This is a genomic window from Nocardia sp. NPDC052566 (assembly GCF_044547285.1).
In the GTDB taxonomy this organism is placed as follows: Bacteria; Actinomycetota; Actinomycetes; order Mycobacteriales; family Mycobacteriaceae; genus Nocardia.
In genome coordinates this window covers 1,416,429-1,441,667 of the sequence record NZ_JBIUAF010000002.1, presented here as the reverse complement: position 1 = coordinate 1,441,667, position 25,239 = coordinate 1,416,429, and the positions used below count along the sequence as shown (strand labels likewise).

General features: G+C 68.3%; 24 protein-coding genes. 12 read left to right on the top strand and 12 right to left on the bottom strand.

Annotation, left to right across the window (positions count from 1 at the left end; genetic code table 11):
• The first annotated feature begins 5 nt into the window (after window positions 1-5).
• From ACIG5A_RS13650 to ACIG5A_RS13640, 3 genes are all read left to right on the top strand, one after another.
• The gene (locus ACIG5A_RS13650) at window positions 6-401 is read left to right on the top strand and encodes a hypothetical protein (RefSeq protein WP_397240482.1); all 396 of its coding nucleotides are present in this window, start codon (window positions 6-8) and stop codon (window positions 399-401) included.
• A 167-nt stretch (window positions 402-568) separates the two neighbouring features.
• The gene (locus ACIG5A_RS13645) at window positions 569-2,179 is read left to right on the top strand and encodes a cytochrome bc complex cytochrome b subunit (protein ID WP_397240481.1); all 1,611 of its coding nucleotides are present in this window, start codon (window positions 569-571) and stop codon (window positions 2,177-2,179) included.
• Window positions 2,179-2,406, top strand: a complete 228-nt coding sequence (locus ACIG5A_RS13640) for a hypothetical protein (RefSeq protein ID WP_397240480.1) — start codon at window positions 2,179-2,181, stop codon at window positions 2,404-2,406. The genes ACIG5A_RS13645 and ACIG5A_RS13640 overlap by 1 nt, the downstream gene beginning before the upstream one ends.
• 62 nt (window positions 2,407-2,468) lie before the next feature.
• Here the strand turns inward: ACIG5A_RS13640 and ACIG5A_RS13635 are convergent, their stop codons facing one another.
• A complete protein-coding gene (locus ACIG5A_RS13635; RefSeq protein WP_397240479.1) occupies window positions 2,469-2,930 on the bottom strand; it encodes a MarR family winged helix-turn-helix transcriptional regulator in 462 nt (153 codons plus the stop codon).
• A 147-nt stretch (window positions 2,931-3,077) separates the two neighbouring features.
• Between ACIG5A_RS13635 and ACIG5A_RS13630 the strand changes: the two genes are divergently transcribed.
• Entirely contained in the window at window positions 3,078-4,172 is a 1,095-nt protein-coding gene (locus ACIG5A_RS13630; protein WP_397240478.1) for an alkene reductase, read from the top strand.
• 75 nt (window positions 4,173-4,247) lie between these two features.
• Window positions 4,248-4,715: a nitroreductase/quinone reductase family protein gene (locus tag ACIG5A_RS13625; RefSeq protein ID WP_397240477.1), complete on the top strand. Its 468-nt coding sequence runs from the start codon at window positions 4,248-4,250 to the stop codon at window positions 4,713-4,715.
• Window positions 4,716-4,802: 87 nt separating this feature from the next.
• On the opposite strand, the gene ACIG5A_RS13620 is transcribed toward ACIG5A_RS13625, so the two are convergent.
• The 5 genes from ACIG5A_RS13620 to ACIG5A_RS13600 all read right to left on the bottom strand — a co-directional run bounded on the left by ACIG5A_RS13620 (window position 4,803) and on the right by ACIG5A_RS13600 (window position 10,372).
• A complete protein-coding gene (locus ACIG5A_RS13620; protein WP_397240476.1) occupies window positions 4,803-5,627 on the bottom strand; it encodes an SDR family NAD(P)-dependent oxidoreductase in 825 nt (274 codons plus the stop codon).
• Between the two features lie 108 nt (window positions 5,628-5,735).
• The gene (locus ACIG5A_RS13615) at window positions 5,736-7,013 is read right to left on the bottom strand and encodes an FAD-binding oxidoreductase (RefSeq protein WP_397240475.1); all 1,278 of its coding nucleotides are present in this window, start codon (window positions 7,011-7,013) and stop codon (window positions 5,736-5,738) included.
• A 52-nt stretch (window positions 7,014-7,065) separates the two neighbouring features.
• Complete coding sequence (locus ACIG5A_RS13610) at window positions 7,066-8,631, bottom strand: alkaline phosphatase D family protein (protein ID WP_397240474.1); 1,566 nt, start codon at window positions 8,629-8,631, stop codon at window positions 7,066-7,068.
• Between the two features lie 221 nt (window positions 8,632-8,852).
• Complete coding sequence (locus ACIG5A_RS13605) at window positions 8,853-9,269, bottom strand: cytochrome c oxidase subunit 4 (RefSeq protein ID WP_397240473.1); 417 nt, start codon at window positions 9,267-9,269, stop codon at window positions 8,853-8,855.
• 14 nt (window positions 9,270-9,283) lie between these two features.
• Window positions 9,284-10,372: a cytochrome c oxidase subunit II gene (locus ACIG5A_RS13600; protein WP_397240472.1), complete on the bottom strand. Its 1,089-nt coding sequence runs from the start codon at window positions 10,370-10,372 to the stop codon at window positions 9,284-9,286.
• A gap of 296 nt (window positions 10,373-10,668) precedes the next feature.
• On the opposite strand from ACIG5A_RS13600, the gene asnB reads away from it, so the two are divergent.
• Window positions 10,669-12,612 (top strand): asparagine synthase (glutamine-hydrolyzing), encoded by a 1,944-nt coding sequence (gene asnB, locus ACIG5A_RS13595; protein WP_397240471.1) that lies wholly within the window; start codon window positions 10,669-10,671, stop codon window positions 12,610-12,612.
• Between the two features lie 60 nt (window positions 12,613-12,672).
• Here asnB and ACIG5A_RS13590 read toward each other — a convergent pair whose 3' ends face one another.
• A complete protein-coding gene (locus ACIG5A_RS13590; protein ID WP_397240470.1) occupies window positions 12,673-13,641 on the bottom strand; it encodes a carbohydrate kinase family protein in 969 nt (322 codons plus the stop codon).
• 142 nt (window positions 13,642-13,783) lie between these two features.
• Complete coding sequence (locus ACIG5A_RS13585) at window positions 13,784-14,137, bottom strand: HesB/IscA family protein (protein WP_397240469.1); 354 nt, start codon at window positions 14,135-14,137, stop codon at window positions 13,784-13,786.
• A 196-nt stretch (window positions 14,138-14,333) separates the two neighbouring features.
• Between ACIG5A_RS13585 and ACIG5A_RS13580 the strand changes: the two genes are divergently transcribed.
• Window positions 14,334-15,005: a DUF3043 domain-containing protein gene (locus tag ACIG5A_RS13580; protein ID WP_397240468.1), complete on the top strand. Its 672-nt coding sequence runs from the start codon at window positions 14,334-14,336 to the stop codon at window positions 15,003-15,005.
• A 214-nt stretch (window positions 15,006-15,219) separates the two neighbouring features.
• Here ACIG5A_RS13580 and ACIG5A_RS13575 read toward each other — a convergent pair whose 3' ends face one another.
• Both ACIG5A_RS13575 and ACIG5A_RS13570 read right to left on the bottom strand, forming a co-directional pair.
• On the bottom strand, window positions 15,220-15,459 hold the full coding sequence (locus tag ACIG5A_RS13575; RefSeq protein WP_397240467.1) for a hypothetical protein: 240 nt from the start codon (window positions 15,457-15,459) through the stop codon (window positions 15,220-15,222).
• A gap of 26 nt (window positions 15,460-15,485) precedes the next feature.
• The gene (locus ACIG5A_RS13570; RefSeq protein ID WP_397240466.1) at window positions 15,486-15,644 is read right to left on the bottom strand and encodes a hypothetical protein; all 159 of its coding nucleotides are present in this window, start codon (window positions 15,642-15,644) and stop codon (window positions 15,486-15,488) included.
• An 86-nt stretch (window positions 15,645-15,730) separates the two neighbouring features.
• Here ACIG5A_RS13570 and ACIG5A_RS13565 point away from each other — a divergent pair, with 86 nt between their 5' ends.
• From ACIG5A_RS13565 to ACIG5A_RS13545, 5 genes are all read left to right on the top strand, one after another.
• Window positions 15,731-16,717, top strand: a complete 987-nt coding sequence (locus tag ACIG5A_RS13565) for a helix-turn-helix domain-containing protein (protein ID WP_397240465.1) — start codon at window positions 15,731-15,733, stop codon at window positions 16,715-16,717.
• A gap of 312 nt (window positions 16,718-17,029) precedes the next feature.
• Window positions 17,030-17,569, top strand: a complete 540-nt coding sequence (gene cobU, locus ACIG5A_RS13560) for a bifunctional adenosylcobinamide kinase/adenosylcobinamide-phosphate guanylyltransferase (protein WP_397240464.1) — start codon at window positions 17,030-17,032, stop codon at window positions 17,567-17,569.
• Between the two features lie 734 nt (window positions 17,570-18,303).
• Window positions 18,304-19,389, top strand: a complete 1,086-nt coding sequence (gene cobT / locus ACIG5A_RS13555; RefSeq protein ID WP_397240463.1) for a nicotinate-nucleotide--dimethylbenzimidazole phosphoribosyltransferase — start codon at window positions 18,304-18,306, stop codon at window positions 19,387-19,389.
• A 681-nt stretch (window positions 19,390-20,070) separates the two neighbouring features.
• Window positions 20,071-20,820 (top strand): adenosylcobinamide-GDP ribazoletransferase, encoded by a 750-nt coding sequence (locus tag ACIG5A_RS13550; RefSeq protein ID WP_397240462.1) that lies wholly within the window; start codon window positions 20,071-20,073, stop codon window positions 20,818-20,820.
• 543 nt (window positions 20,821-21,363) lie between these two features.
• A complete protein-coding gene (locus ACIG5A_RS13545; RefSeq protein WP_397240461.1) occupies window positions 21,364-22,077 on the top strand; it encodes an MBL fold metallo-hydrolase in 714 nt (237 codons plus the stop codon).
• A gap of 45 nt (window positions 22,078-22,122) precedes the next feature.
• On the opposite strand, the gene ACIG5A_RS13540 is transcribed toward ACIG5A_RS13545, so the two are convergent.
• A complete protein-coding gene (locus ACIG5A_RS13540) occupies window positions 22,123-23,223 on the bottom strand; it encodes a branched-chain amino acid aminotransferase (RefSeq protein ID WP_397240460.1) in 1,101 nt (366 codons plus the stop codon).
• A 637-nt stretch (window positions 23,224-23,860) separates the two neighbouring features.
• Entirely contained in the window at window positions 23,861-24,961 is a 1,101-nt protein-coding gene (gene gcvT, locus ACIG5A_RS13535; RefSeq protein ID WP_397240459.1) for a glycine cleavage system aminomethyltransferase GcvT, read from the bottom strand.
• Window positions 24,962-25,239 lie beyond the last annotated feature (278 nt).

The following is a 25,239-nucleotide window of genomic DNA, read 5'->3' as shown; positions in this document are numbered from 1 at the left end:
TTGGTATGAATTTCGGCTGGATCGAGGTCGCGGTGGTGGCCATGGTGTTGGCGCTGCGACTGCTTTCCGGCGGGTGGATGCTCGCGGCGTCGGTGCTTTCGTTCGGGGTGCTGCCCGCGCTGACGCTCGGGCCGCTGATCGGGGCCGGGTTCCTGGCCACCGGGATCGCCCATCCGGCACTGCTGGTCGCGGACGCCGCGGTACTGCTCGGCGCGCTGACCTTTCCCGACTTCGGCGATGCCGACGAATACCAGGTGCCGCTGCTGATGCTGGTGCGCGGCGATCCCGCGCTGTCGACCGGGAGCCGTTTCGGCACACCACTGTTCGCGATCGGCTCGGTGGCGCTCGCGGGGTACGCGATCAGCCTCGCGGTGGTGTGGATTCAGATCGGGCTCGCTTAGATCGCCGGTGACGCGGCGGGTCGCGGTGCACAACCACGTCCGGCGACTTCCTCAGCGCCCTCGATCACTTGCACTCCTGACCGCGTGACGTTCGCCACGCGGATGTCACCTTTTCGGTCGCGGATCCGTCTCATGTGCAGCGGTACGAGATCGACAAGGAGATCACCATGGCTGTCAATGCGCCTGCGGCGCTGGACGAGCGGTTTCGCGGCGCCGCGTTCGTGAAACGCTCGATCAACAAGGTGTTCCCGACGCACTGGGCGTTCCTGCTCGGCGAGATCGCGCTGTACAGCTTCATCATTCTGCTGCTCTCGGGCATCTATCTGACGCTGTACTTCGATCCGTCGATGACGGAGGTCGTCTACGACGGCGCCTATCAGCCGTTGCGCGGCGTGCACATGTCGGCGGCCTATCAGAGTTCGCTGAACATCTCGTTCGAGGTGCGCGGCGGATTGTTCGTACGCCAGGTACACCATTGGGCCGCACTGATGTTCGTGGCCGCGATCATCATCCACTGCCTGCGGATCTTCTTTACCGGCGCGTTCCGCAAACCACGCGAGGCGAACTGGGTGATCGGCTCGCTGCTGCTGATTATGGCCATGTTCGAGGGCTACTTCGGCTATTCGCTGCCCGACGACCTGCTCTCCGGTACCGGCCTGCGGTCACCGCTCGGCGGTATCACGATGAGCGTGCCGATCGTCGGCACCTGGATCCACTGGGCACTGTTCGGCGGCGAATTCCCCGGCACCGTACTGATTCCGCGGCTGTTCATCACCCATGTGCTGCTGTTCCCCGGCATCATGCTCGCGCTGATCGCCGCGCATATCGCGCTGGTCTGGTACCAGAAGCACACGCAGTTCCCCGGACCGGGCCGCACCGAGCGCAATGTGATCGGCGCGCGCATCGTTCCGGTGTTCGCCGCCGATCAGGGTGCGTTCTTCATGTTCACCCTCGCCACGCTGGCGGTGATGGGCGGCGTCTTCCAGATCAACCCGATCTGGCAGCTCGGCCCGTACAACCCGGCGCAGGTGTCGGCGGGTTCGCAGCCGGACTTCTACATGATGTGGACCGACGGCATCGCCAGGCTGATGCCGCCCTGGGAGATCTACATAGGCAACTACACCATTCCCGCGGCGTTCTGGGTGGCGCTGGTGATGGGCCTGGTGCTCGCGGTGCTGCCCGCCTACCCGTGGATCGAGAAGCGGCTCACCGGCGACAGGGCGGCGCACAATCTGCTGCAGCGGCCGCGAGATGTGCCGGTGCGCACCGCGATCGGCGCGATGGCGGTCACTTTCTATGTGGTGCTGACGGTTTCGTGCGTCAACGACATCATCGCGCTGAAGTTCGATATCTCGTTGAATGCGACCACCTGGGCGGGCCGCATCGGCGTACTGCTCGGCCCGCCGCTGGCCTACTTCGTCACCTACCGGTTCTGCCTCGGCTTGCAGCGCAGCGACCGCGCGGTACTCGAGCACGGTATAGAGACCGGCATCATCAAGCGGCTGCCGCACGGCGAATACGTCGAGGTGCATCAGGCGCTCGGCCCGGTCGACGAGCACGGCCATCCGGTGCCGCTCGAATACCAGGGCGCCGCGGTGCCCAAGAAGATGAACAAGGTCGGCTCGGCGGGCAAACCCGGCACCGGCAGCTTCGTGCGCGCCGACCCGCCGGAGGAATCACGGCGGCACTTCGAACTCGAACATCGGGAGGAGCGCAAGCAACTGGCGGTCTTGCAGCGGTATCAGGAGCGGATGGCGCGCGATGGGAGGAAGCACTGATGGCCGAGGACTACGGCCTGCTGCTGCCCGCGGCCACCGTCCCCGATCCGATGACGGCGGGCAAGGTCCGAGACCTGCTGCGCGGCAATGGCATCCGCGCCACCACGGGGCCCGCCGACCCGGACCGCCCGATCAGCAACGCACCGGGCGGCAGCCGCTGGCGGGTGCTGGTCTTCCCCGAGGACGCGCTGGCCGCCTACGAGGTGCTGTGTAACCACACCACTTGACCACAGCGACCGCACCATGGAACCACCTGACCGACGACCCCGGGACCCTTCACCCGGGGTCGTCACTGTTCCTGCGGCGCAAGCAGATTGGCTTCGACCCGACGCAGCATGCGCAGGAATTCCGCGCGCTGGCGGTCCGAGAAGCCACGGGTGGTGACCGCCTCCAGTTCCGCCCAGATGCGCTCCACCTCGGGCCGCAGTGCCGCACCCTTCTCGGTCAGCGAGACCACCATCGCCCGGCGATCGGCCGGATCCGGCGTGCGCACGATGAGCCCGTCGCGCTCGAGCGTCTTCACCTTGGCGGTGATGGTGGACGGGTCGAGGCCGAGCGCCTTGCCCAGTTCGGCCTGTGATCGCCCGTCCCGATCCCACAGCACCATCAGCAGTAGCTCCGGGCCCGCCGTGAGTCCCGCCTTGCGCAACAGACCGGCCGCGGCGCCGATATGCGCCTTGGTGGCACGCGCAATCATATGGCTGATCGGTCCGTTGACCGCCGATACGGATGGCAGTTCGGGCGTATCCATCGCCCTCCTTCCCGATTCATCGCTTGGCATCCCAAATAATACTGCCCATCTGACCAGGGCTCGAGCATGGCAGCCGTCACAGTTCGGTTGATTTTAGTTGGGGCCCCAAGTAATACTCTTGGTATACCAACTTTCCAGGAGGACGAGATGTCGCAGACCGAAACCGCCGCGCTGTTCACCCCGGTCACACTCGGCGCGCTCGAGCTGCCGAACCGGCTGTTCATGGCGCCGATGACCCGCAGCAGGGCCGTCGGCGGCCGCCCCGACGCGCGTACCGCCGAGTACTACGCCCAGCGCGCCGCGGCGGGCCTGATCATCACCGAGGGCATCCAGCCGAGCGTGCTCGGCCAGGGCTACATCGATACGCCCGGCCTGCACGACGCGGCGCAGATCGCCGCGTGGCGCACCGTGACCGACGCGGTGCACGCCGCGGGCGGGCGAATCTTCGCGCAGCTCATGCACACCGGCCGCGTCGGCCACCCGTCACTGCACGGCGAACTGCCCGTCGGGCCGTCTCCCATCGCCACCGGCGGCGGCATGTACACCGCCGAAGGCCTGCTGGAGCACCCGGTGCCGCGCGAGATGACCATCGCCGATATCGACGCCGCGGTGCGCGAGCACGTGAGCGCGGCACGCAATGCCATCGAGGCGGGCTTCGACGGCGTCGAGTTGCACGGCGCCAACGGCTATCTGCTGCACCAGTTCCTGGCCGACGGCAGCAATGTGCGCACCGACGAATACGGCGGCTCGATCGACAACCGGGTCCGCCTCGCCATCCAGGTGGCCGCCGCGGTGAGCGCGGCCATCGGCCCCGAGCGGACCGGATTCCGCATCTCCCCCGCCGTCACACTGAACGGCATCACCGAAAGCGACTCCGCCGCACTGTATCCCGCGCTGGCGCGGGAACTCGCCCCGCTCGGCCTCGCCTACCTGCACGTGATGGAGATGGGGACACGCGAGATCACCCGCCTGGTCCGCGCCGACTGGCCGGGCACCCTGGTGCTCAACCCGCATCCGGTCGACCCGAGCGCCCCGGCCACCCCGGAGCTCGGCGCGGCGGCACTGAGCGAAGGGGTCGCCGACGCCATCACCCTCGGCGCCTATTGGCTGGCCAATCCGGACCTGCCCACCCGCATCCAGGCCGGCGGCCCGTACAACACCGCCGATCGCGGCACCTTCTACGGCGGCGACCACCGCGGCTACACCGACTACCCGACGCTGGCCGAAGCGGTTCTCGCATAACCGCGAACAGCCGGGTCGCGACGGTGCCATGCTGGTCACTGGCATCGTCGCGATCCGCACAGGAGGGCCGTTCCCATGAGCTTCGAGAAGACTCCGGCCGGAACGAGGGGGCCGCGCCAGCCCGCGTCCAATCCGTTCTTCCGCTTCGCGATGAGCGCGATGGAGCGATATCACCGGCTACGTGGTGACCGGTTCCTCGGCATGGATCTGCTGTATCTGACCACCGTCGGCGCGAAGACCGGCGAGGAGCGGCGGCATCCGCTGAGCCGGTTCTCCGACGGCGCGGGATGGCTGGTCGTGGCCTCCGCGGGCGGGACGATCCGGCATCCCGGCTGGTATCACAATATCGCCGCGCATCCGGACCAGGTCTGGATCGAGCTGGGCGGCACGAAGTTTCGCGCCGTCGCCGAACAGCTCGACGGCGAGCGGTACGACGCGGCGTGGCAGCGGATCACCGCCGAGCAGCCGCGGTATCTCGGCTATCAGAACAAGACCGACCGCCACATCCCGATCGTCCGGTTGACCGCGGCGGTCAGCGACTGAGCCCGGCGGTCAGCGACTAGAGCGCGTCAGTCAGCTAATGCACGCGGCCGTCGGCTACTGCACGCGGCCGTCGGCTACTGCACGCGTTCACAACCCGAATGCGTGCAGTAGCCGGTTCGTCGACCGCGGCGCAAGCCCGCGCAGCGTCCGCGCGGCACCGGTATCGACCTCGACCGGACGGGTACGAATCGCGGTGGCGACGCATCGCGCCGCGGCCTCGGGATCGAGGGCGGGTTCCTCGCTGTAGTGGGAGATGCCCGCGTCGATATCCACCTGGAACGCCGGATAGTGCACCGTGGTCACCTGGATGCCGTGCGGCGCGAGTTCGGCGTCGGCGCACTGGCCGAAGGTGGTCCACGCGGCCTGTGCGCTGGCGTACGGCGCGAAATTCGGTGCGGCGCCGATATTCCGGTGCCACGGCCCGACATTGATCACGTGCCCGGCCCGCGCGGCGAGCATGGCCGGCAGCAGGCCGAGGGTGAGGCGCAGCGGCCCGAAGTAGTTGGTGGCCATCATGCGCTGATAGTCGCGGAACCGGTCCAGCGACTGCGCCACCGGCCTGCGCAGCGGGCGGCCCGCGTTGTTGATCAGCACATCCACCGCGCCGAATTCGTCGAGCACCCAGCCGACGAGCTGATCGACATCACCGAGCGCGGCGATATCGCAGCGGTACCAGCGCGCGTCACCGCCCGCCGCGGTGATCTCCTCGCAAGCGGCGATCAGCTGATCGCCACGCCGGGCGACCAGCACGACCCGCGCACCGCGCGCGGCGAGCAGCCGTGCGGTGGCGCGGCCCGGCTCGGCACAGGCATCGGTGATCAGGACGCGCAGGCCCGCAACGGATTCGGCGGGCCGCACACCACTGCGATCGGAAACAGGACTTCGGTCGGGAACAGGGCGGAACTCGAGCATCGGCACAGACCTTCACTGCAGAATGACTGAACATACGCATTCAGCACCCCGCCGACAGTGCCGAAGCCGACCGCAACCCCTCAGCGACTACGGTTGACGCGGCACAGTCTAATCGGCCGAGTCGTACCGCATGGCATGTTCGGAGCGGCAGATCTCGTCGATGCCGGACACGATGTCGCGCAGCAGTTCCGACGGTAGCGCCGAGGGCCGCAACCGGCAGGTGAACGTGATGAGCCCGTAGTCGGCCTCCGCGAGCCCGCGCTGTGCGGCCTCCGCCCGCAGGTGCTGTGAGCGCACACCGTAGGTCATGGCCGAGATGACGGTGAAGCAGCCCGTGCGCTCCCGATGCCCGGCGAACAGATCGTGCAGCCGGTAGAACACCGAGGTGTACCCCGACAGCGGCGCGAAAACGCCCACGCGGTAGGCGGGTCCGCGCTCGGACGAGCTGAGCTGGGTGTCGGCCAGGTACTCCGCGTCGCGCAGCGTCAGCACCTTCGGCGCGAACATCAGCGCGGCCGCCGCCGCGTTGCGCACCGGCATGCCTGCGCGCCCGCCCGCGGCGGAAGCGATGGCGCCCAGCGATTTACGCGTCCTGGTACCGGCCTCACGCCGGGCGCGCAGGCCCCTGGTCGGTGTGGTCGGGTGCAGGCTCGACCACTGACCGAAGCGCACCGTGCCCAGCTGCACATGCCCGGTGCCGACCGGCCGCGCGACCTTCAGCGGCGCCGTATCGACCCAGCGGCCGACCTGCAGCGCCGCGTCGCCGGGGCGGGCGATCTCGGCGTAGGCGTGCTCGACGAACGAATCGAAGTCGAGGAAGCGGTCGGCGTTGGTGGTCAGCCAGGTGTGTTCCTTGTCGACCGACACCACGTCGAGGGTGAGCGCGGTGATGATGCCCGCGCGCCCGCCCGCGCCGAGGATGCGGTGGAACCGCTCGGTGTGGTGGGTGCGCCCGCAGGTGCCGATCCTGCCGTCCGGGTCGACGTATTCCAGATCGACGATCTGATCGATGAACAGCCCGTACTTGTGCGAGGCCGTGCTCACCCCGCCGACCGAGGCGAAACCGCCCGCGGTGATATCGCGGTGGTCGCCGACGATCGGCAGCCCGAGCCCGTGCGCGCCGAGCCGCCGATCGATATCGGACAGCTTGGCACCCGCCTGCACGCGCACCGTCCGCCTGCCGAGGTTGATGTCGAGCACCTGGTTCATCCGCCGCAGCGACACCACGGTGCGCTGATCGGGCAGGGACAGGTGATCATCGAGCGGCTCGCCGCCGCGCACCGTGATCCGCTCGGCGCGTCCGCGCGAATCCCGAACGGTGCGAACGACATCCGCGGTGTCGCGGGGTAGATACTCTTCGGCGGCGACGGTGTGCGGCGTGCTCATGGCACGAAAGCTAACCACAGCTGAGCCCCGGATGTGCACCCGAATAGGGGGGTCATCTGGATGCCGGTGCCAGCCGCTGACTGAACAGCACCGATCCGCTCGCATCGCACAGGTTGACCGTCAGTTCCCTTGACGCTCCGTCGATCAGCACCTCACCGAAGTGCTGGAAGGCGCCGTCCAGCGGCGAGGCGTTCTGCACGGGCGGCGCGTGCACGAACACCGCCTCCGGGCCGAACGTCGCGTCCAGCGGATTCGGGCCGAACGCACCGGCGTTCAGCGGTCCGGAGACGAATTCCCAGAACTCGTCGAAATCGGTGAACGCGGCCCGCTCCGGCGAATAGCGGTGCGCGGCGGAGTAGTGCACGTCGGCGGTCAGCCACACCACATTGCCGACCTTGTTCGCCTTGATCGCCGAGAGCACCTGGGCGATCTCGGTTTCCCGGCCCGACGGCGCGCCGGGATCGGCGTTGGCCGGGCCCTCGTAGGCGGTGGTACCCGGCTGTTCGCCGTCCTTGACCACCAGGCCGAGCGGCAGGTCGTTGGCGACGATCTTCCAGGTGGCCTTGGAATCGCGCAGGCCCTCGATCAGCCACTTCGTTTGCGCCGCACCGAAGATGTGGCCGTCGGGGCGGGTGTTGACGTCGTTGGTGTCCTTGTAGGTGCGCATATCGAGCACGAAGACGTCGAGCAGCGGGCCGTAGGAGATCTTGCGGTAGAGCCGCCCGTCCACCGCTTCCTTGGGGTCGAGCGGCATCCACTCGTGGAAGGCCTGCCAGGAGCGGGTGGCCAGGGTGTCCATGCTGCGCTCGGTGTAGCCCTTGGTCGCGGCGACCTGACCGCCCGGGTACCAGTTGTTGACCGTCTCGTGGTCGTCCCACTGCACGATCTGCGCGACCGAGGAGTTGAAGCGGCGGTAGTTCTGGTCGGTCAGGTTGTAGGCGTAGTTGCCGCGGAACTGTTCGAGTGTCTGGGCGACAGCGCTTTTCGGCTCGCTGACCACGTTGCGCCAGACGCGCCCGTCGGGCAGTGTCACCGACTCCTTCAGCGGGCCGTCGGCGTAGATGGAGTCGCCGGAGTGGATGAACAGGTGCGGATCGCGGGCGGCCATGGCGGAGAAGATCTTCATGCCGCCGAGATCGGGGTTGATGCCGTAACCCTGGCCGACCACGTCACCGGACCACTGCAGCTTGATAGTCGACGGACTGGTCGGCACGGTGCGGAAGACACCGGTGACGGCCTCGGAGGTGGCGCCGTCCTCGCCCTCCAGCGTCACCCGGTAGTGCACCTGCTGGCCCGCGGGCAGTCCGTTGACGCGCACGCGGCCGGTGCCGTCGCTGCCGGGGGTGAGCAGCGGGCCGGTGAAGCGCTTGGCATCGGTGAAGGATTCGGTCGCCGCGGTCTCCACGATCAGTTTCGCGGGGCGGTCCGAGCGAGCCCAGATCAGCGCGCCGTCGCTGCGCGGATCGCCCACCGCGACACCGTGGGTGAGCACCGGCCGCTGCCGCACCAGACCGGGCCCGTCCGACGAGCATGCGGCCAGCGCGGGCGCCGCGACCAGCCCGAGCGCGGAGGTGCGCAGCAGGGTGCGCCGGGTGAAGCCGAAGTTCGAACCACTCATGGGATCACCCTGACCCAGCAAACCCAACGAAATGTGAACGGTGATCGGCGCGTCGACCAACAGCGTCGCGAATGCCCAGCAAGCACAAAACGCCCCACCGGGAACCGGCGGGGCGCTTCATGACAACTGATTTCGCGGCACCCAGGTCTGGCCTGAATACGCGGGGAGGCGGAAGAGCAGCGCCCCACCGGAATCCGGTAGGGCGCTTCATCAGAACAAACTCAGTGCTTCTCGGGGCCGAGGTAGTACTCGAACACCAGGCCCGCCGCCGCGCCGAGGACGCAGAGCACGCCGACGGCGATCAGCCACGGCTGGAAGAACGCCAGGCCGAGCGCGGTGATCGAGCCCGAGGCCGCGAGGGTGATGGGCCAGAAGCTGCCCGGCGAGAAGAAGCCGAGGTCACCGGCGCCGTCCACGATCTCGGCATCCTCGTAGTCCTCCGGGCGCAGGTCGAGGCGACGTGCGACGAAACGGAAGTAGGTGCCGATGATCAGCGACAGGCCCGCGGTGAGCACGGTGGCGGTGGTGCCCGCCCACTCGACGCCGGTGCGCGACTGGCCGGTGAAGAAGCCGTAGACGATTGCCACGATGACGAAGAACGCCGTGAGCAGTTCGAAAATCCGCGCTTCGATCTTCATATCAGATCAGTCCTTTACTTCGCCTCGGCCGCGGTCTTGGTCGTGCGCTCGGTGTTGAACGGCCGGGTCGACGTGGCGACCGGGGTCTCACCGATGGACTCCAGCGCCTCGGCGTTGGTCTTGCCCGCCTTGCGCGCATCGAGGTACTTGGTGAACTTCTCCGGCGTCACCGCGCGGACCTCGAAGTTCATCATCGAGTGGAACGTGCCGCACATCTCGGCGCAGCGGCCGACGAACGCGCCTTCCTTGGAGATGTTGGTGATCTGGAAGACGTTGTCCGAGTGGTTTTCCTTCGGGTTCGGCATCACGTCGCGCTTGAACAGGAACTCGGGCACCCAGAAGGCGTGCACCACGTCCGCGGCGGCGAGCTGGAACTCGATGGTCTTACCGATCGGCAGCACCAGGATCGGCACCTCGGTGCTGGAGCCGACGGTCTCGACCTTGTCGTAGTGGAGGTAGGACAGGATGTCGTTCTCCGGCTTGCCGTGCACGGGGCCCGGCTGCGGGTGACCTTCCTCGTTCTTGCGCTCCTTGTACTCCTCGAGCTGCTCCTTGTTCGCGTCTTCCTTGGCGGTGTTGATGCCGTCGAACTTGTAGCCGTCCTTGAAGTCGACGTTGCGGTAGCCGAACTTCCAGTTCCACTGGAAGGCGGTCACGTCGACGGTGACGTCCGGGTTCGCCACCTTCTCGTGCACGTAGTTCTGCACGACGACGGTGAAGTAGAACAGCACCGCGATGATCACGAACGGAATCGCCGTGTAGGTCAGCTCCAGCGGCACGTTGTAGCCGGTCTGGCGCGGGAACTCGGGCGAATCCGCCTTCTTGCGGTGGAAGGTGACCGTCCAGAAGGTCAGGCCCCAGACCAGCACGCCCATCACCAGCGCGGCGAGAACCGACCAGGTCCACAGCTCGCGCATCTTGGTGCCCTGATCCGTGACACCCGACGGCCAGCCGAACCGCAGCCATACGTTATCGATCGAGCAGCCCGAGACGAGCAACGCGGTGATCCCGAGGGACACCGCCAGCCCGGCCCGTCGAAGGATGCGGCCCTGCCGACCCTTCGCGGGTCGTGCCCCGATCTCTTCGCTCGCCTTGTGCGCCACGCTCACGCCTTCCTGGTCGCCACACATTCCGACATTGCACCGCGCGGGCCGCGATCGCCCGACGGTACGTCCTAAGCACGTTCAGGCCGCTTCCTAAGAATGGCCTGAGTACTACGCAGCGTAGACCAAACCGGCGCCCACTTTGTCGTCGGGTCGTATTCGACACTCCGCCGATCCCGGCCACCAGCGCATAGACCCAGTACAGGGTGTGCGCGAGACACGATTTCGGCGCGTGCGGCATACTCGGACACAACTTTTCGCGTCCTACCTACCGGAGAAACGAGGTTGCCGACACCGTGTGCGGACTGCTCGGATTCCTGACCGCCGATGCGGCGACAACCGATGTGGTCGACCAGGTCTACAACGCGCTGCACTGCGTGCGCCATCGCGGTCCGGACGAGCGCGGCACCTGGCACGACGACCACATGATCTTCGGGTTCAACCGCCTGTCGATCATCGATATCGAGCATTCGCACCAGCCGCTGCGCTGGGGGCCGCCGGAGAACAGGGAGCGCTACGCGCTCACCTTCAACGGCGAGATCTACAACTACCTCGAACTGCGCGAGGAACTCGCGGCCGCGCACGGCACGGACTACGCCGACGGGTCGATGTTCCTGACCGAGGGCGACGGCGAGGCCATCGTCGCGGGCTTCCACTACTGGGGCGCCGAGGTACTCGGCAAGCTGCGCGGCATGTTCGCGTTCGCGGTCTGGGACACCGAAACCCACGAGCTGTTCCTGGCCCGCGACCAGTTCGGCATCAAGCCGCTGTTCCTGGCCACCGGCCCCGGCGGCACCGCGTTCGGCAGCGAGAAGAAGAGCCTGCTCGAACTGCTCGCCCCGCTCGGGCTCGGCGACGAGCTCGATCCGCGCGCGCTGGAGCACTACACGGTGCTGCAGTACGTGCCGGAGCCGGAATCGCTGCACAAGAACATCCGCCGCCTCGAATCCGGCAGCTACGCCCGGCTCACCCCCGGTCAGGCGCCGAAGGTGACGCGCTACTTCCGGCCGCGGTTCCAGGTGCGCCCGTTCGCGGCCGGTTCGGCCGACGCGCGCTACCGCGAAATCGCCGCGGCGATGGAGGATTCGGTCGCCAAGCACATGCGCGCCGATGTCACCGTCGGTTCGTTCCTGTCCGGCGGTATCGACTCCACCGCGGTCGCGGCGCTGGCCATCCGGCACAACCCGAACCTGATCACCTTCACCAGCGCCTTCGAGCGCGAGGGCTACTCCGAGGCGGATGTGGCCGCGGAGACGGCCGAGGCGATCGGCGCCAAGCACGTCATCAAGACGGTCTCCCCCGCCGAATTCGCCGGCGCCATCCCCGAAATCGTCTGGTACCTCGACGATCCGGTGGCCGATCCGGCGCTGGTGCCGCTGTACTTCGTGGCCAAGGAGGCGCGCAAGCACGTCAAGGTCGTGCTGTCCGGCGAGGGCGCCGACGAGCTGTTCGGCGGCTACACCATCTACCGGGAACCGTTGTCGCTCAAGCCCTTCGAATATCTGCCCGGCGGTCTGCGCAGGCTCGCGGGCAAGCTGTCCGAGCGCATTCCGGACGGCACGAGGGGCAAGAGCCTGCTGCACCGCGGTTCGCTCACCATGGAGGAGCGCTACTACGGCAACGCGCGCAGCTTCAACGACGCCCAGTTGCGGTCGGTACTGCGCGATTTCCGGCCCGAATGGACCCATCAGGACGTCACCGCCCCGATCTACGCGCAGTCGCGCGGCTGGGATCCGGTGGCGCGCATGCAGCATCTGGACCTGTTCACCTGGCTGCGCGGCGACATTCTGGTCAAGGCCGACAAGATGACCATGGCCAACTCGCTCGAACTGCGGGTGCCGTTCCTGGACTCGGAGGTCTTCAAGGTCGCCGAGCAGGTGCCGCTGGAGCAGAAGCTCACCAAGGAGACCACCAAGTACGCGCTGCGCCGGGCGCTGGACGGCATCGTGCCGCCGCATGTGCTGCACCGCGCCAAGCTCGGCTTCCCGGTCCCGCTGCGGCATTGGCTGCGCGGCACCGAACTCTACGACTGGGCCCAGCAGACCATCGCCGAATCGCAGACCGATCACCTACTGAACAAGGCCGCGATCACCGACATGCTCGTCGCGCATCGGGCGGGGACCTCGGATCACAGCCGCAGGCTGTGGACACTGCTGGTGTTCATGATCTGGCACGGGATCTTCGTCGAGGATCGGATCAAGCCGGAGATCCAGGAGCCGGTGTACCCGGTCTCGCTCTAGCGCCGAACAACGAATGGCCCGCACCGATCTCGGTTGCGGGCCATTCGTCTACGTCCCCGCTCAGAGCAGCGGCTTGATCTCCGCGGCGGCATCCGCGCCGTAGGCGGCGGTCAGGCGCTCCAGCGCGGTCTCCTTGTTCAGGGTCCACTCCTGGGTACCCATCGTCTCCAGCACGAGCACCGCGATCAGCGAACCGAGCTGGGCGGAACGCTCCAGGCTCAGGCCCGCGGTGTGGCCGGTGAGGAACCCGGCGCGGAACGCGTCGCCGACACCGGTCGGCTCGACCCGCTCGGTCTCCGGCACCACGCCGACGTGCACCTTGGTGCCGTCGCGGTCGACGATCTCGACGCCGTCCTTGCCGAGGGTGGTGACCCTGATGCCGACCCGCGCCGCGATCTCGTCCTCGCTCAGGCCGGTCTTCTGCTGCAGCAGGGCCCACTCGTACTTGTTGGTGAAAAGGTAAGCGGCGCCGTCGATCAGCTGGGTGGCCTGCGCACCGTCGAGGCGGGCGAGCTGCTGCGACGGATCGGCGGCGAACGGGATGCCCGCCTCGCGCGACTGCGCGGTATGCCGCAGCATCGCCTCCGGATCGTTGGCGCCGACCAGAATCAGCTCCAGCGCATGGGATTTCGCGAGCTCGACGATGGAGATGTCGCGGGCCTCGCTCATCGCGCCCGGGTAGAACGAGGCGATCTGCGCCATGTCGTCGTCGGTGGTGCAGACGAAGCGCGCGGTGTGCGCCCGCTCCGAGATCAGCACGCCGGTGCAGTCGACGCCGTGCTGTTCCAGCCACTGGCGGTACTCGGCGAAATCGGCCCCGACCGCGCCGACCAGCAGCGGCGCGCGGTTCAAAAGGCCCATGGCATAAGCGATGTTGCCCGCGACGCCACCGCGCCGGATCTGCAGATCATCGACGAGGAAGCTCAGGGAGACGTGATCGAGCTGGTCGGCAAGCAGTGCGTCGGCGAACCGTCCGGGAAAGCGCATGAGGTGGTCGGTGGCGATGGACGCGGAGACAGCGATGGACACGGAGCTGAGCCCTTCAACGTAGGCGGCAGACGAAAAGACCGGGACCATCGGTCCCGGTCTCACCGTATCAACTTGCTCTGAAACCGAACATCAACGGCGGTGCCGCGGTGCGTTCACCTGCGCGACACCGGTGCCGGGTTACTCAGTTGAACGAGTCGCCGCAGGCGCAGGAGCCGGTGGCGTTCGGGTTGTCGATGGTGAAGCCCTGCTTCTCGATCGTGTCGACGAAGTCGATGGAGGCACCCTGCACGTACGGGGCACTCATCCGGTCGACGGCCAGCGAGACGCCGTCGAAGTCGACGATGAGGTCACCGTCGAGCGAGCGGTCGTCGAAGAAGAGCTGGTAACGCAGGCCGGCACAACCACCCGGCTGCACGGCGATCCGCAGCGCCAGGTCGTCGCGACCTTCCTGGTCCAGCAGCGCCTTCGCCTTGCTGGCGGCAGCGTCGGTCAGCGTCACACCGTGAGCGGTGGCGGTCTCGTTCTGCACAGTCATGGACTCTCCTAAAGGACACCTGTGGTCAACCCGTGGGACAGCGCACGGGTCGTGTCGATCAACACCACTCTGCGGGCTGCTATTCCCCATCTTGCCACTACCGCGAGCAGACGGCGGACGCAACCTGGGAGCACTGCGGGCACCCCGCGCGACGACCGCATTTCCCGCTGGCCACCGCATCGAATAGCCTGGTCGCGTGAAATTGTTCCGTCGCGGCGAGTCCAGCACCACCGACGCGACCGCCGATTCGACGGCGGTCGCGGACGGCGGCTCGGCCGCAGGCTCCAGTCAGACCACCTCCACCGTCACTCTCGGCAAGGGCCGCCCGACGCCGAAACGCCGTGACGCCGAAGGCAAACGGCGCGGCCCCGTCGCACCGGCCCCGCTCACCGCGAAGGAGGCACGGGCCAGGCGCAAGGCCACCCGCGGCACCCGCGAGGAGCGCAAGTCGGCGTCGGCCGAGCGGCGCGCCGCCGCCCAGGATCGGCGGGCGCGCATGCTCGCCGGCGAGGACAAGTACCTGCTGCCGCGCGATCAGGGCCCGGTCAGAGCGTTCGTGCGCGATCTCGTCGACGCGCGGCGCAACCTGGTCGGCCTGTTCATGCCGATGGCGTTGGTGCTGATCATGTCCATGTTCGTCGCGCCCGCGCTGCAGACGATTGTGACGCTCGCCATGCTCGTCATGATGCTGTTCATGGGCATCGAGGGCGTCATGCTCGGCCGCATCGTCAACAACCGCGTCCGTGAGCGCTTCCCCGACACCTCCGACGGCGGGATGAAGCTCGGCTGGTACGCGTTCGTCCGCGCGTCACAGATCCGCAAGATGCGCGCACCCAAGCCGCGCGTCACCCCGGGCACCGCCGTCTAGGCTGCCGGACACCAGACCGCCCCGAGCTCTCCGGAGCTCGGGGCGGTTCTCTGCTGAACAACAAAGCACTCCAGAACTCCCCGCAAGCGCCGGGCCGGTTTCCGCTGAACAACGAACCGTCCCGGAACCCCCGTGAGCGCCGGGGCAGTTCTCTGCTGAACAGCAAACCGCCCCGGACTCATCGCGAGTGCCGGGGCGGTTGGGTGGTGCGCCGCTACCAGGAGCGGCGCGGACGGTGGACGGTGGCGAATGCCATCGACCAGAGGGGAGCCCGGCCGCGGACAGTGCCCGTGTCGTGACCGATCGCGGTGCGGTCGAGCATCGCGCCGATCTCGGCGTGCTGGCGCTGGGCGTCGCGATCCTCGATGTTCGTCGATCCGTACCGCGCGGGCCGCAGGTACATCGCCAGCACGACGACCGCCACGGTGGCCAGGAAGACAAGTGCAGTGGTCATGGTTGTTCTCCTTTGCTTGTCGCATCTCAGTGCTGGGTCGCGCGACCGAGCATCGTGGTGATCTCGTCGTGCAGGCGCTGCGCGTCGCGCTCCGCGCCATCGAAGGTTTCGGGCCGTCCGGCACCGGAGGCGAGCAGGACACCGAGGCCGACGACGAGGGCGAGGAAGAGGACGAAAGTGATCATGGCAGTAATTTTGCGCTCGCCGAATTGCCGCCGAAAGTGGCTGAACTGACACACTTCGCAAATATCCCGCCAGTTACACTTGGTGCATGTTGTCGAAGGTCGCCGTCGTGCTCACCGAGCGCGTCGCCATGTTCGAATTCGGCGTGCTCTGTGAGGTTTTCGGGCTCGACCGGTCCGCCTCCGGCCTGCCCAAATTCGACTTCAGGGTCTGCGGGCTCGAGCCGGGAGTGCCGCTGCGTGCCAGCAGCCCCGGCATCACGCTCACGCCGGAATTCGGCCTCGACGGGCTCGAAGGCGTCGACCTGGTCTGTGTGCCCGCGTTCTCCGGCGGCGGCAAGATGGTCGTCGATCAGCGCATCGTCGACGCCGTGCGCGCGGCCGCCGACGCGGGCGCGATCATCCTCACCGTCTGCTCCGGCGCATTCCTCGTCGGCAAGGCCGGACTGCTCGATGGGCGCAAGTGCACCACGCACTGGCAGTACGTCGAGGAACTCGCCGAGATGTATCCGGAGGCCACCATCGATCCAGACGTCCTGTTCGTCGACGAGGGCAACCTGATCACCAGCGCGGGCACCGCCGCGGGCATCGACGCCTGCCTGCACCTGGTCCGGCGCGAACTCGGCAGCACCGTCGCCAACGCGATCGCCCGCCGCATGGTGGTACCGCCCCAGCGCGACGGTGGACAGCGTCAGTTCATCGAGCGCCCCGTCGCCGCGTGCACCTCCGACAGCCTCGTCTCCACGCTGGCCTGGATGACCGAGAACCTCGAACTCCCGCACACCATCGAGGATTTGGCCGCCCGCTCCACCATGTCCACCCGTACTTTCGCCCGCCGCTTCGCCGCCGAAACCGGCACCACCCCGGTCAAATGGCTCACCAACCAGCGCGTCCTGCTCGCCAAACACCTACTCGAAGCCACCGACCTAGGCCTCGAGCAAATCGCGAACCGCTCCGGCTTCGGCTCCGGCGCCCTCCTCCGCCACCACTTCCAGCGCCTGGTAGGCATCGCCCCCACCGAATACCGCCGCCGCTTCGGCGCCGAAACCCCCGCGGACTCAACGGCACTCACCTAGCACCCGGCGCGAAAGCCCCCGAAAGGCCAAATGCGCTCGGGTGGCCATCCCGCTCCAGCATCCGAAGCCCGGCATCGGCCTCACCGTAAGACCACGATCGCCAAACGCGCTCAGGCGACCACACCCCCTCCAGCGCCCGAAGCCCCGCGGTCGACTCAGCGGAAGATCGCGACTATCAATCGCGTCGATTGGGTCGGTTTGCTTACCCTCCCAGCCAGGATTTCGGCTGCGCGTTTCGAGCTGCCGGTGGAGCGGGTGGTCGACCTGTCGGGATTGTGATCGGACCGGTGGGCTGTTGGTAGCGTGCAGGACGTGTCGGACAGTGCGGGATCGCGACGGACGCTGGTGCTCGGGGGCGCCCGCTCGGGTAAGTCGGCCTTCGCCGAGAAGCTGGCGATCGAATCGGGTGGGCCGGTGCGCTACCTGGCGACGGCCGTGCTCGATCCCGCCGACACCGACTTCGCCGAGCGTATCGCCGGACATCGCGCCCGCCGCCCCGCCGACTGGACCGTTGTCGAAAGCGCCGACCCCGCAAAGGTTCTCACCGAACCGGCCCCCATCACCCTGATCGACGACATCGGCACCTGGCTCACCGCCCGCATCGACGACCGCGACGCCTGGGACCTCCCCCGCGGCACCATCACCCCCGACGCCGACGCCCTGGTCGCCGCCGTAACCGCCTACCGCCACCCCCTGGTGATCGTCACCCCCGAGGTCGGCATGGGCATCATCCCGGCCACCCGCTCCGGCCGCCTCTTCCGCGACGAAATCGGTGCACTCAACCAACGCCTGGCCCAAGCCTGCGACACCGCCTACCTCCTCGTCGCCGGCCTCCCCCTCCGCCTCAAATAACCACCCACCTCACCTCGACGAACACTGTCCGCCATCGAAGCGAAAAGCGCCCCCTACCGAGGTCTGGCCGACTCGAGCGCGCGACCCAAGTACTCGAATGGCCACCGATAGAGCGAGCAGCACTGCTGAACGGACACTTTTCACGGTCGTGCGGCCGAATCAGGGTTGTCCAGGCGAAAAGTGTCCGCTCAGCACAGGTCTGGCTGACGCGCAAGGTCCACCAGTGCCTGTCATTCACGCCACCCCACCCACCCCTTCGTCCCTGCCTCGCCCTCCGACTCGAGGGTGCGGCCCGAGTGCCGGAGTGGCCACCGATAGAGCGAGCAACGCTGCTGAACGGACACTTTCGGCGGCCATGCTTACACCGCCTCACGACGCGCGGACCATCTCGGCGCCTCGGACAGCGCCGCCCGATGCCTCGGGTGGCCACCCGTGGAACGGGCAACGCTGCTGAGCGGACACTATTCGCGGCCATGCGGCCGAATCAGGGTTGTCCAGGCGAAAAGTGTCCGCTCCGCAGAGGTGTAGCCGCTGAGCGCATGACCACTGGGTCGAGCCATGAGCGTGAGTGGGGTGTCCGGGCGCGAATTGTGGCCTGTGCGCGTGTTATTGCGGCTGGGTAGGGGGTGGTGAGACCCGGGGAGAGGGGGTTGGGTGGGGCGGGTGAGAATGGGGCGGTAGTCACTTGTGGTGCAGCAGGATGGATGGCGTGATCCGACCGGGAAGGCTTGATAGTGAGTAGCGGATTCGGACCGGTCGCGGGGCCGGATACCCAGGTGCGGGTGGCGGCCGAGCGGCGGCAGGAGCAGCTGACGAAGCCCATCGGCGCGCTGGGGCGGCTCGAGCGGCTCGGCAACTGGGTCGCGGCCTGCCAGGGTGTGTGCCCGCCGAAGCAGTTCGAGCGGGCGCGGGTCGTGGTGTTCGCCGGAGACCACGGTGTTGCGCGGCACGGGGTTTCGGCGTATCCGAGCGAGGTCACCGCGCAGATGGTCGCCAACTTCCTCGGCGGCGGTGCGGCCGTGAACACCCTCGCCGCCATCGCGGGCGCCACGGTGCGGGTCGCCGACATCTCCGTCGACGCGGACACCGACGCGCACGTCAGCGCGCACAAGGTGCGCCGCTCCAGCGGTTCCATCGACCGCGAGGACGCGCTCAGCGCCGACGAGGTCGAGGCTGCGCTCGCCGCGGGCCGCGCCATCGCCGACGAGGAGATCGACGCGGGCGCCGACCTGCTCATCGCCGGCGACATGGGCATCGGCAATACGACACCGGCCACCGTGCTGATCGCCACGCTGACCGACACCGAACCGGTCGCCGCCGTCGGCCGCGGCACCGGCGTCGACGATGCCGGCTGGGCCCGCAAGGTCGCCGCGATCCGCAACGCCATGCGCCGCGCCCGCCCCGTCGTCAAGGATCCGGTCGAACTCCTGCGCGTCGCCGCGGGCGCCGACTTCGCCGCCATGGCAGGCTTTCTCGCCCAAGCCGCCACCCGCCGCACCCCGGTGATCCTGGACGGCGTCGTCGTCACCGCCGCCGCCATGGTCGCCGAGGACCTGGCCGAGGGCGCGAAAGCCTGGTGGCTGGCGGGCCACCGCTCCACCGAGCCCGCCCACAGCCTCGCCCTCACCCACCTCGGCCTTGACCCGCTTCTCGAGCTGGACATGCGCCTGGGCGAAGGCTCCGGCGCCCTCACCGCCCTCCCGATACTCCGCTCCGCCGTAGCCACCCTCACCAACATGTCCACCTTCGCCGAGGCAGGCGTGAGCACCGCCGACGAAGCCCCTACCCCCGCCGACGCTCCCCTCGACCTACGGAAATGACGCTGCCGCACCGCAACCCACCGCCCGGGCCACGCCCCGGCCAGGCCCTGCGGTGCCGCAACGACGGCACAATCACGAACCGAGCCACCAACTCTCGCCGAGCAGGCCGGCGCTGGGACGTTGCCGAGTCGCGCCCCCTGTCGAGCAGGCCGACACAGTGACGGTGGAACAACTGACCGGGCACCAGCTCTGGTCCGACGGCGCGGCAACGTCGGCACGGCTGCGAACCAGGGCACCCGCTCTGGCTCATGTCGAAGGCGCGGCGGCGGCAGTAACGCCACGAACCCCACTGACAACCCCGACCCGGCGCGACGCGGTGCGGGCGGCCGCTGACCGAGCCACCAACGCTGGTCCGGCGGGGCGGCGCTGCGGCAGCGACCAAGTCCTGAATCCGCGGCCGACGCCGCTCCGGCAGGCCAGCCCGGTGACGACGGCACAACCACGAACCGGGCAACAGGATCTGATTCGACGCGGCAACGCAGCGCCGATGGGGCCGAATGGGCTTACAGCTCGGATTCAGGTCGACGACACGGCAGCGGCAGGTCAGCCGCGACCCGGCCCGTCAACTCCGGCTCGGCGGTGCGACGCTGTCGCGGTGACGCATCCGCGAACCGAGGCGCTAGCTCTGGTCCGGCGGGGCGGCGCCGGTTCGGCAGGGCGGCGCGGTCGCGGGGCGGCGATGTGACCGGGCTGCGGTTGGCGGTGTCGTGGTTGACGGTGTTGCCGGTGCGTGGGCCGGAGAGTGTGGATCGGGCCGCGGCGGGGCGGGCTATCGCGGTGGCGCCGGTGGTCGGCGGGCTGTTGGGCGCGGGGGCGGCCGGGCTGCTGTGGGTGCTGACTCATGCTGGGGCGAGCGGGCTGTTGGCCGGGTTCGTTGTGGTGGCCGGGCTGGCGCTGATCACGCGCGGGATGCATATCGACGGGCTCGCCGACACCATGGACGGGCTCGGCTCGTACGGCCCGCCCGAGCGGGCGAGGCAGATCATGAAGAGCGGCGACGCCGGACCGTTCGGGGTTGCCGCGATCGTGTTCGCCGTTGGTATTCAAGCGGTTTCGTTCGCGGCACTGGCCGAAACCGGGCGGTGGCTCGCGGTCGGCCTCGCCGTGGCGGTCGGCCGCGTCGTGGTGGTGCTCGCCTGCCGCCGCGGACTGCCCGCCGCACCGGACACCGGTTTCGGTGCGCTCGTCGCCGATTCGCAATCGATGCTCACCGGAGCGCTGTGGGCGCTCGCTGCCCTCGTCTGCGCGATCTTCGCGGTTCCCGGACGCGCCTGGCTCGGACCGATCGTCATCGTCGTCGCCATGGGCACTGCCGCAATCCTCGTCCGCCACACCGCACGCCGCTTCGGCGGCCTGTCCGGCGACGTGCTCGGCGCCACACTGGAAACCGCCGTCACCATCACCGCCGCCGGGCTCTCCCTCGGCGCTTAGCGACTCGCCACTACCGTCAAGCCCCGTACACGCCAAGCCGTCGAGCGCGGTCGAATGGCCGCCAGTCACGGCGCGTCGCACGGCCATTCGACTGCGCTCGCGGGTTTCGATCTCGAGAACGGGACCCGGCCGGACACTCGTGCGCACACGCTGACTGCCTGCGGCGAAGTACTCGGCGCCGCGCTGGCGGTCTGCCGCCACACCGCCGCCGGGTTCTCCTTCGGCGCTCAGCGAGTCGCCTTCTCGTGCGGCGCACACTCGCCGACTGCTGATGTGCGCGGTTCCCGAGCTCGGCGCGGCCGATTGTCACGCTCACGCCACCTGCGTCGCAGCGATATTGGAGCGCCACACCGTCCGGCGTTTCGGCGGTCGCGGGCGGTGTCAGCTCGGCCGGGGGACAGTGGGCCTTGCCGCGGGACCGGGCCTGCGCCGACACTCTTGGCCCCCTCCTGGCAATTTCTGCCTCACCGGGGCGAATTGTGTCCGCGCAGACCCGCCACCCGGCTGACATGCGCACTGCGCGCCGCGCAATAGGGTGTGCGTATGTCTTCTGAGCGCCTGTACTTTCGCCAGCTGCTGTCGGGTCGCGACTATGCCGTCGGGGATCCGATCGCTACGCAGATGCGGAATTTCGCGTATTTGATCGGTGACCGGGAGACCGGGGAGTGTGTGGTGGTGGATCCGGCGTACGCGGCCGGTGATCTGGTGGATGTGGCCGAGGCGGATGGGTTGCGGCTGAGCGGGGTGCTCGCCACGCATCATCATCCCGACCACGTGGGTGGGACGATGCTCGGCTTCACCCTCGGCGGGGTGCGGGAGTTGCTCGAAAAGGTCAGTGTGCCTGTGCATGTGAACGCGCAGGAGCTGGACTGGGTCGCGAACGTCACGGGGATCGCGCCGAGTGAGCTCACCGGGCACGAACACGGTGACAAGGTTTCGGTGGGCGCGTTCGAGATCGAACTGCTGCACACACCGGGGCATACGCCGGGCAGCCAGTGCTTCCTGTTCGACAATCGGCTGATCGCGGGCGACACCCTGTTCGTCGACGGGTGCGGCCGCACCGACTTCCCCGGCGGCGATTCCGACGAGATGTTCCGCAGCCTGCGCTACCTCGCCGATCTGCCGGGTGACCCGGTCGTCTACCCCGGCCACTGGTATTCGGAGGAGCCGAGCGCCACGCTGTCGCACATCCGCGACAGCAACTACGTGATGCGCCCCAAGACCCTGGACGAATGGCACATGTTCATGCCCAGCTGACCAGCGAACGGACCATGGCCGCTCGGCCATGGTCCGCCGCGACGATCAGATGCCGCGCATCCATCCGTGGATATCGGCGAAGGTGCCGCGCTGGATACCGGTGAGCGTGTCGCGCAGCGCCATGGTGACCTCGCCCGGCTCACCGCCGCCGATCGCGAACTCGCCCTCGGCCGAACGCACCCAGCCGACCGGCGTGATGACCGCCGCGGTGCCGCACGCGAAAACCTCGGTGATCTCACCGGATTCGGCGCCCTTGCGCCATTCCTCGACCGACACCTTGCGCTCCTCCACCACGAAGCCGGAGTCGGCGGCGAGGGTGAGCAGCGAATCGCGGGTGATGCCAGGCAGCAGCGAACCGGACAGTTCGGGCGTCACCAGCCGCGCCTCCGAACCGGAGCCGAAGACGAAGAACAGGTTGTTGGTGCCCATCTCCTCGACGTAGCGGCGCTCGCACGCATCGAGCCACACCACCTGATCGCAGCCCTTTTCCGAGGCCTGCGCCTGCGCGAGCAGCGAGGCGGCATAGTTGCCTGCGACCTTGGCCTCACCGGTGCCGCCGGGCGCGGCGCGCACGTATTCGGTGGACAGCCACACCCGCACCGGCTTCACACCGCGCGGGAAGTAGGCGCCGGCGGGCGAGCCGAGCAGCAGGTACTTGTAGGCCGCGGCGGGCTTCACGCCGAGCCCGGCCTCGGTGGCGAACATGAACGGGCGCAGGTACAGCGATTCCTCGCCGCCCGCGGCGGGCACCCAGTCGGCGTCGACGGCGAGCAGCTGCTGCACCGATTCGATGAACAGGTCCTCCGGCAGTTCGGCCATCGCCATCCGCCGCGCGGAGCGGCGGAACCTGGCCGCGTTCGCGTCGATGCGGAAGCAGGAGATGCTGCCGTCGCTCTGCCGGTAGGCCTTCAGGCCTTCGAAGATGGCTTGGCCGTAGTGGAAGACCATGGTCGCCGGGTCCATCGCCAACGGCCCGTAGGGCTGGACGGTGGCGTTGCCCCAGCCTTCACCCTCGGTGTAGTCGATCGAGACCATGTGGTCGGTGAAGTAGCGCCCGAATCCGGGGGCCGCGAGGATCTCTTGTACCCGCTGCGCCGGGGTGGGCGCGGGATGCGGAATGCGGGAGAACTGTGCGGCAACGGTCATGACTGTGATCCTATCCGTGCCGATTATCGTCGGCGCGCCCGATCCGCTTCCCAGGTCCGAGCCGGTTATCCCGAGCGAAACGCACACGCGCGCACCTGCTGAGCACGTTGCACAGCTAACCCCCGGCCGCTCATAGGGCGGCTGCGCAAAAAGCCGTGCCCCCGCCCGCCGAACCCGCCCTCGGCTCCCCCGAAAAAATTCGCGCCGGCGACACGACGCGCCGAACGACACACCGAAATCGCCAGACGCGCACCGGCCGACCGCCGACTTCGCCCGCTGTTCGCACGCAAGTCCTGACGTGATCGGGCGCAAACCTTACGACCCACGCGCGAGTTCGCGAACCACCCGACACGAATCCGACATCCACACGAAGCCACGAACCCATCGGAAGCAACCCAGACAACCCACGCGCGAGTTCACAAACCACCCGACGCGAATCCGACATCCCCGCGAAGCCACGAACCCATCGGAAGCAACCCGGACAACCCACACGCGAGTTCACAAACCACCCGACACGAATCCGACATCCCCACGAAGCCACGAAGCCACGAACCCATCGGAAGCAACCCAGACAACCCACACGCGGGTTCGCGAAACCATCGGACTCGCGAACCCGCGAAGAGCAGCGGACCAGAGGTCAGGAGGTGTGCGGCTGCACGAACGGCGGGCGGATCACTTCGCAGCGGAGGCTGCGCCCACGAACGTCGACCTCCACCTCGGTGCCCGGCTCGATGTCGGCGTCGGTGTCGATGAGCGCGAGCGCGATACCGATCTTCAGCGACGGCGAGAAGGTGCCCGAGGTGGTCTCGCCCACCGGCGCACCGTCGCGCAGCACCGTCTGCCCCTGCCGCAGCACGCCGCGATCGAGCGCCTTGAGCCCGAGCAGCAGCCTGCGCGGTCCGTCCGACTTCTCCTGTTCCAGTGCGGCTTTGCCCCAGAACTCCGGCTTCTTCCAGCCGACCGCCCAGCCCGCGCGGGCCTGCACCGGCGAAATCTCCAGGGAGAGTTCGTGTCCGTGCAGCGGGTAGCCCATTTCGGTGCGCAGCGTGTCGCGGGCGCCGAGGCCTGCCGCCTGCCCGCCGGCCTTCTCCACCTCGGCGACGAGCGCGCGGAACAGCGGCTCGGCGTCGGCCCAGCGCGGCAGCAGTTCGTAGCCGTGTTCGCCGGTGTATCCGGTGCGGCACACCCGGATCGGGCGCCCGTCCCATTCGGCGTCGGCGTAGGCCATGTACTCCATGTCGGTGGGCAGCCCGAGCGCGGCGAGCACCTCGGTGGAACGCGGCCCCTGCACCGCGAACACCCCGTATTCGCGGTGCTCGTCGGTCACCGTGATGCCCGCGGGCGCCACCTTCTTCAGTTCCGCGACCACCGCGGCGGTATTGGCGGCGTTGGGCACGAGGAACAGTTCGTCATCGCTGACGTAGTAGGCGATGAGATCGTCGATCACGCCGCCCTCCGGCGTACAGCACAGCGTGTACTGCGCCTTGCCCGGCCTGATCCGGCCCAGATCGTTGGTGAGCGCCGAATTCACGAACTCCGCCGCCCCCGCGCCGCGCACGGTGGCCTTGCCGAGATGGCTCACGTCGAACAGCCCGACGGTGGTGCGCACCGCCTGATGTTCGGCGACGGTGCCCGCGTAGGACACCGGCATTTCCCAGCCGCCGAACGGCGCGAACGTCGCGCCAAGTTCGACATGCACCTTGTGGATAGGGCCTTGCAGCAGGTTCGAGTCGGTCACCCGGCGAGCTTATCCGCCCGGACCGCCCCGCAGGCCCGCTGCCTCACCCCACCCCCGCCCCATGTCACACACGCGAGCACGGCGCATCAGCGACGCCACGGCCCGCGGATCGGTGCCGCGATCCCGCCTGGCGCCGCGCTGACCGAGCAGGTCGAGCGACTGAGATGCGAGCTGGCCGCGGAATCCGTTGCGGGCCTGCCCGATCGGACCATCGCGGAACTGATCCGTCGATCGCCGAATACCGAGCACGTCGGGCCGTGAATCGCCCGGCGCCCTCC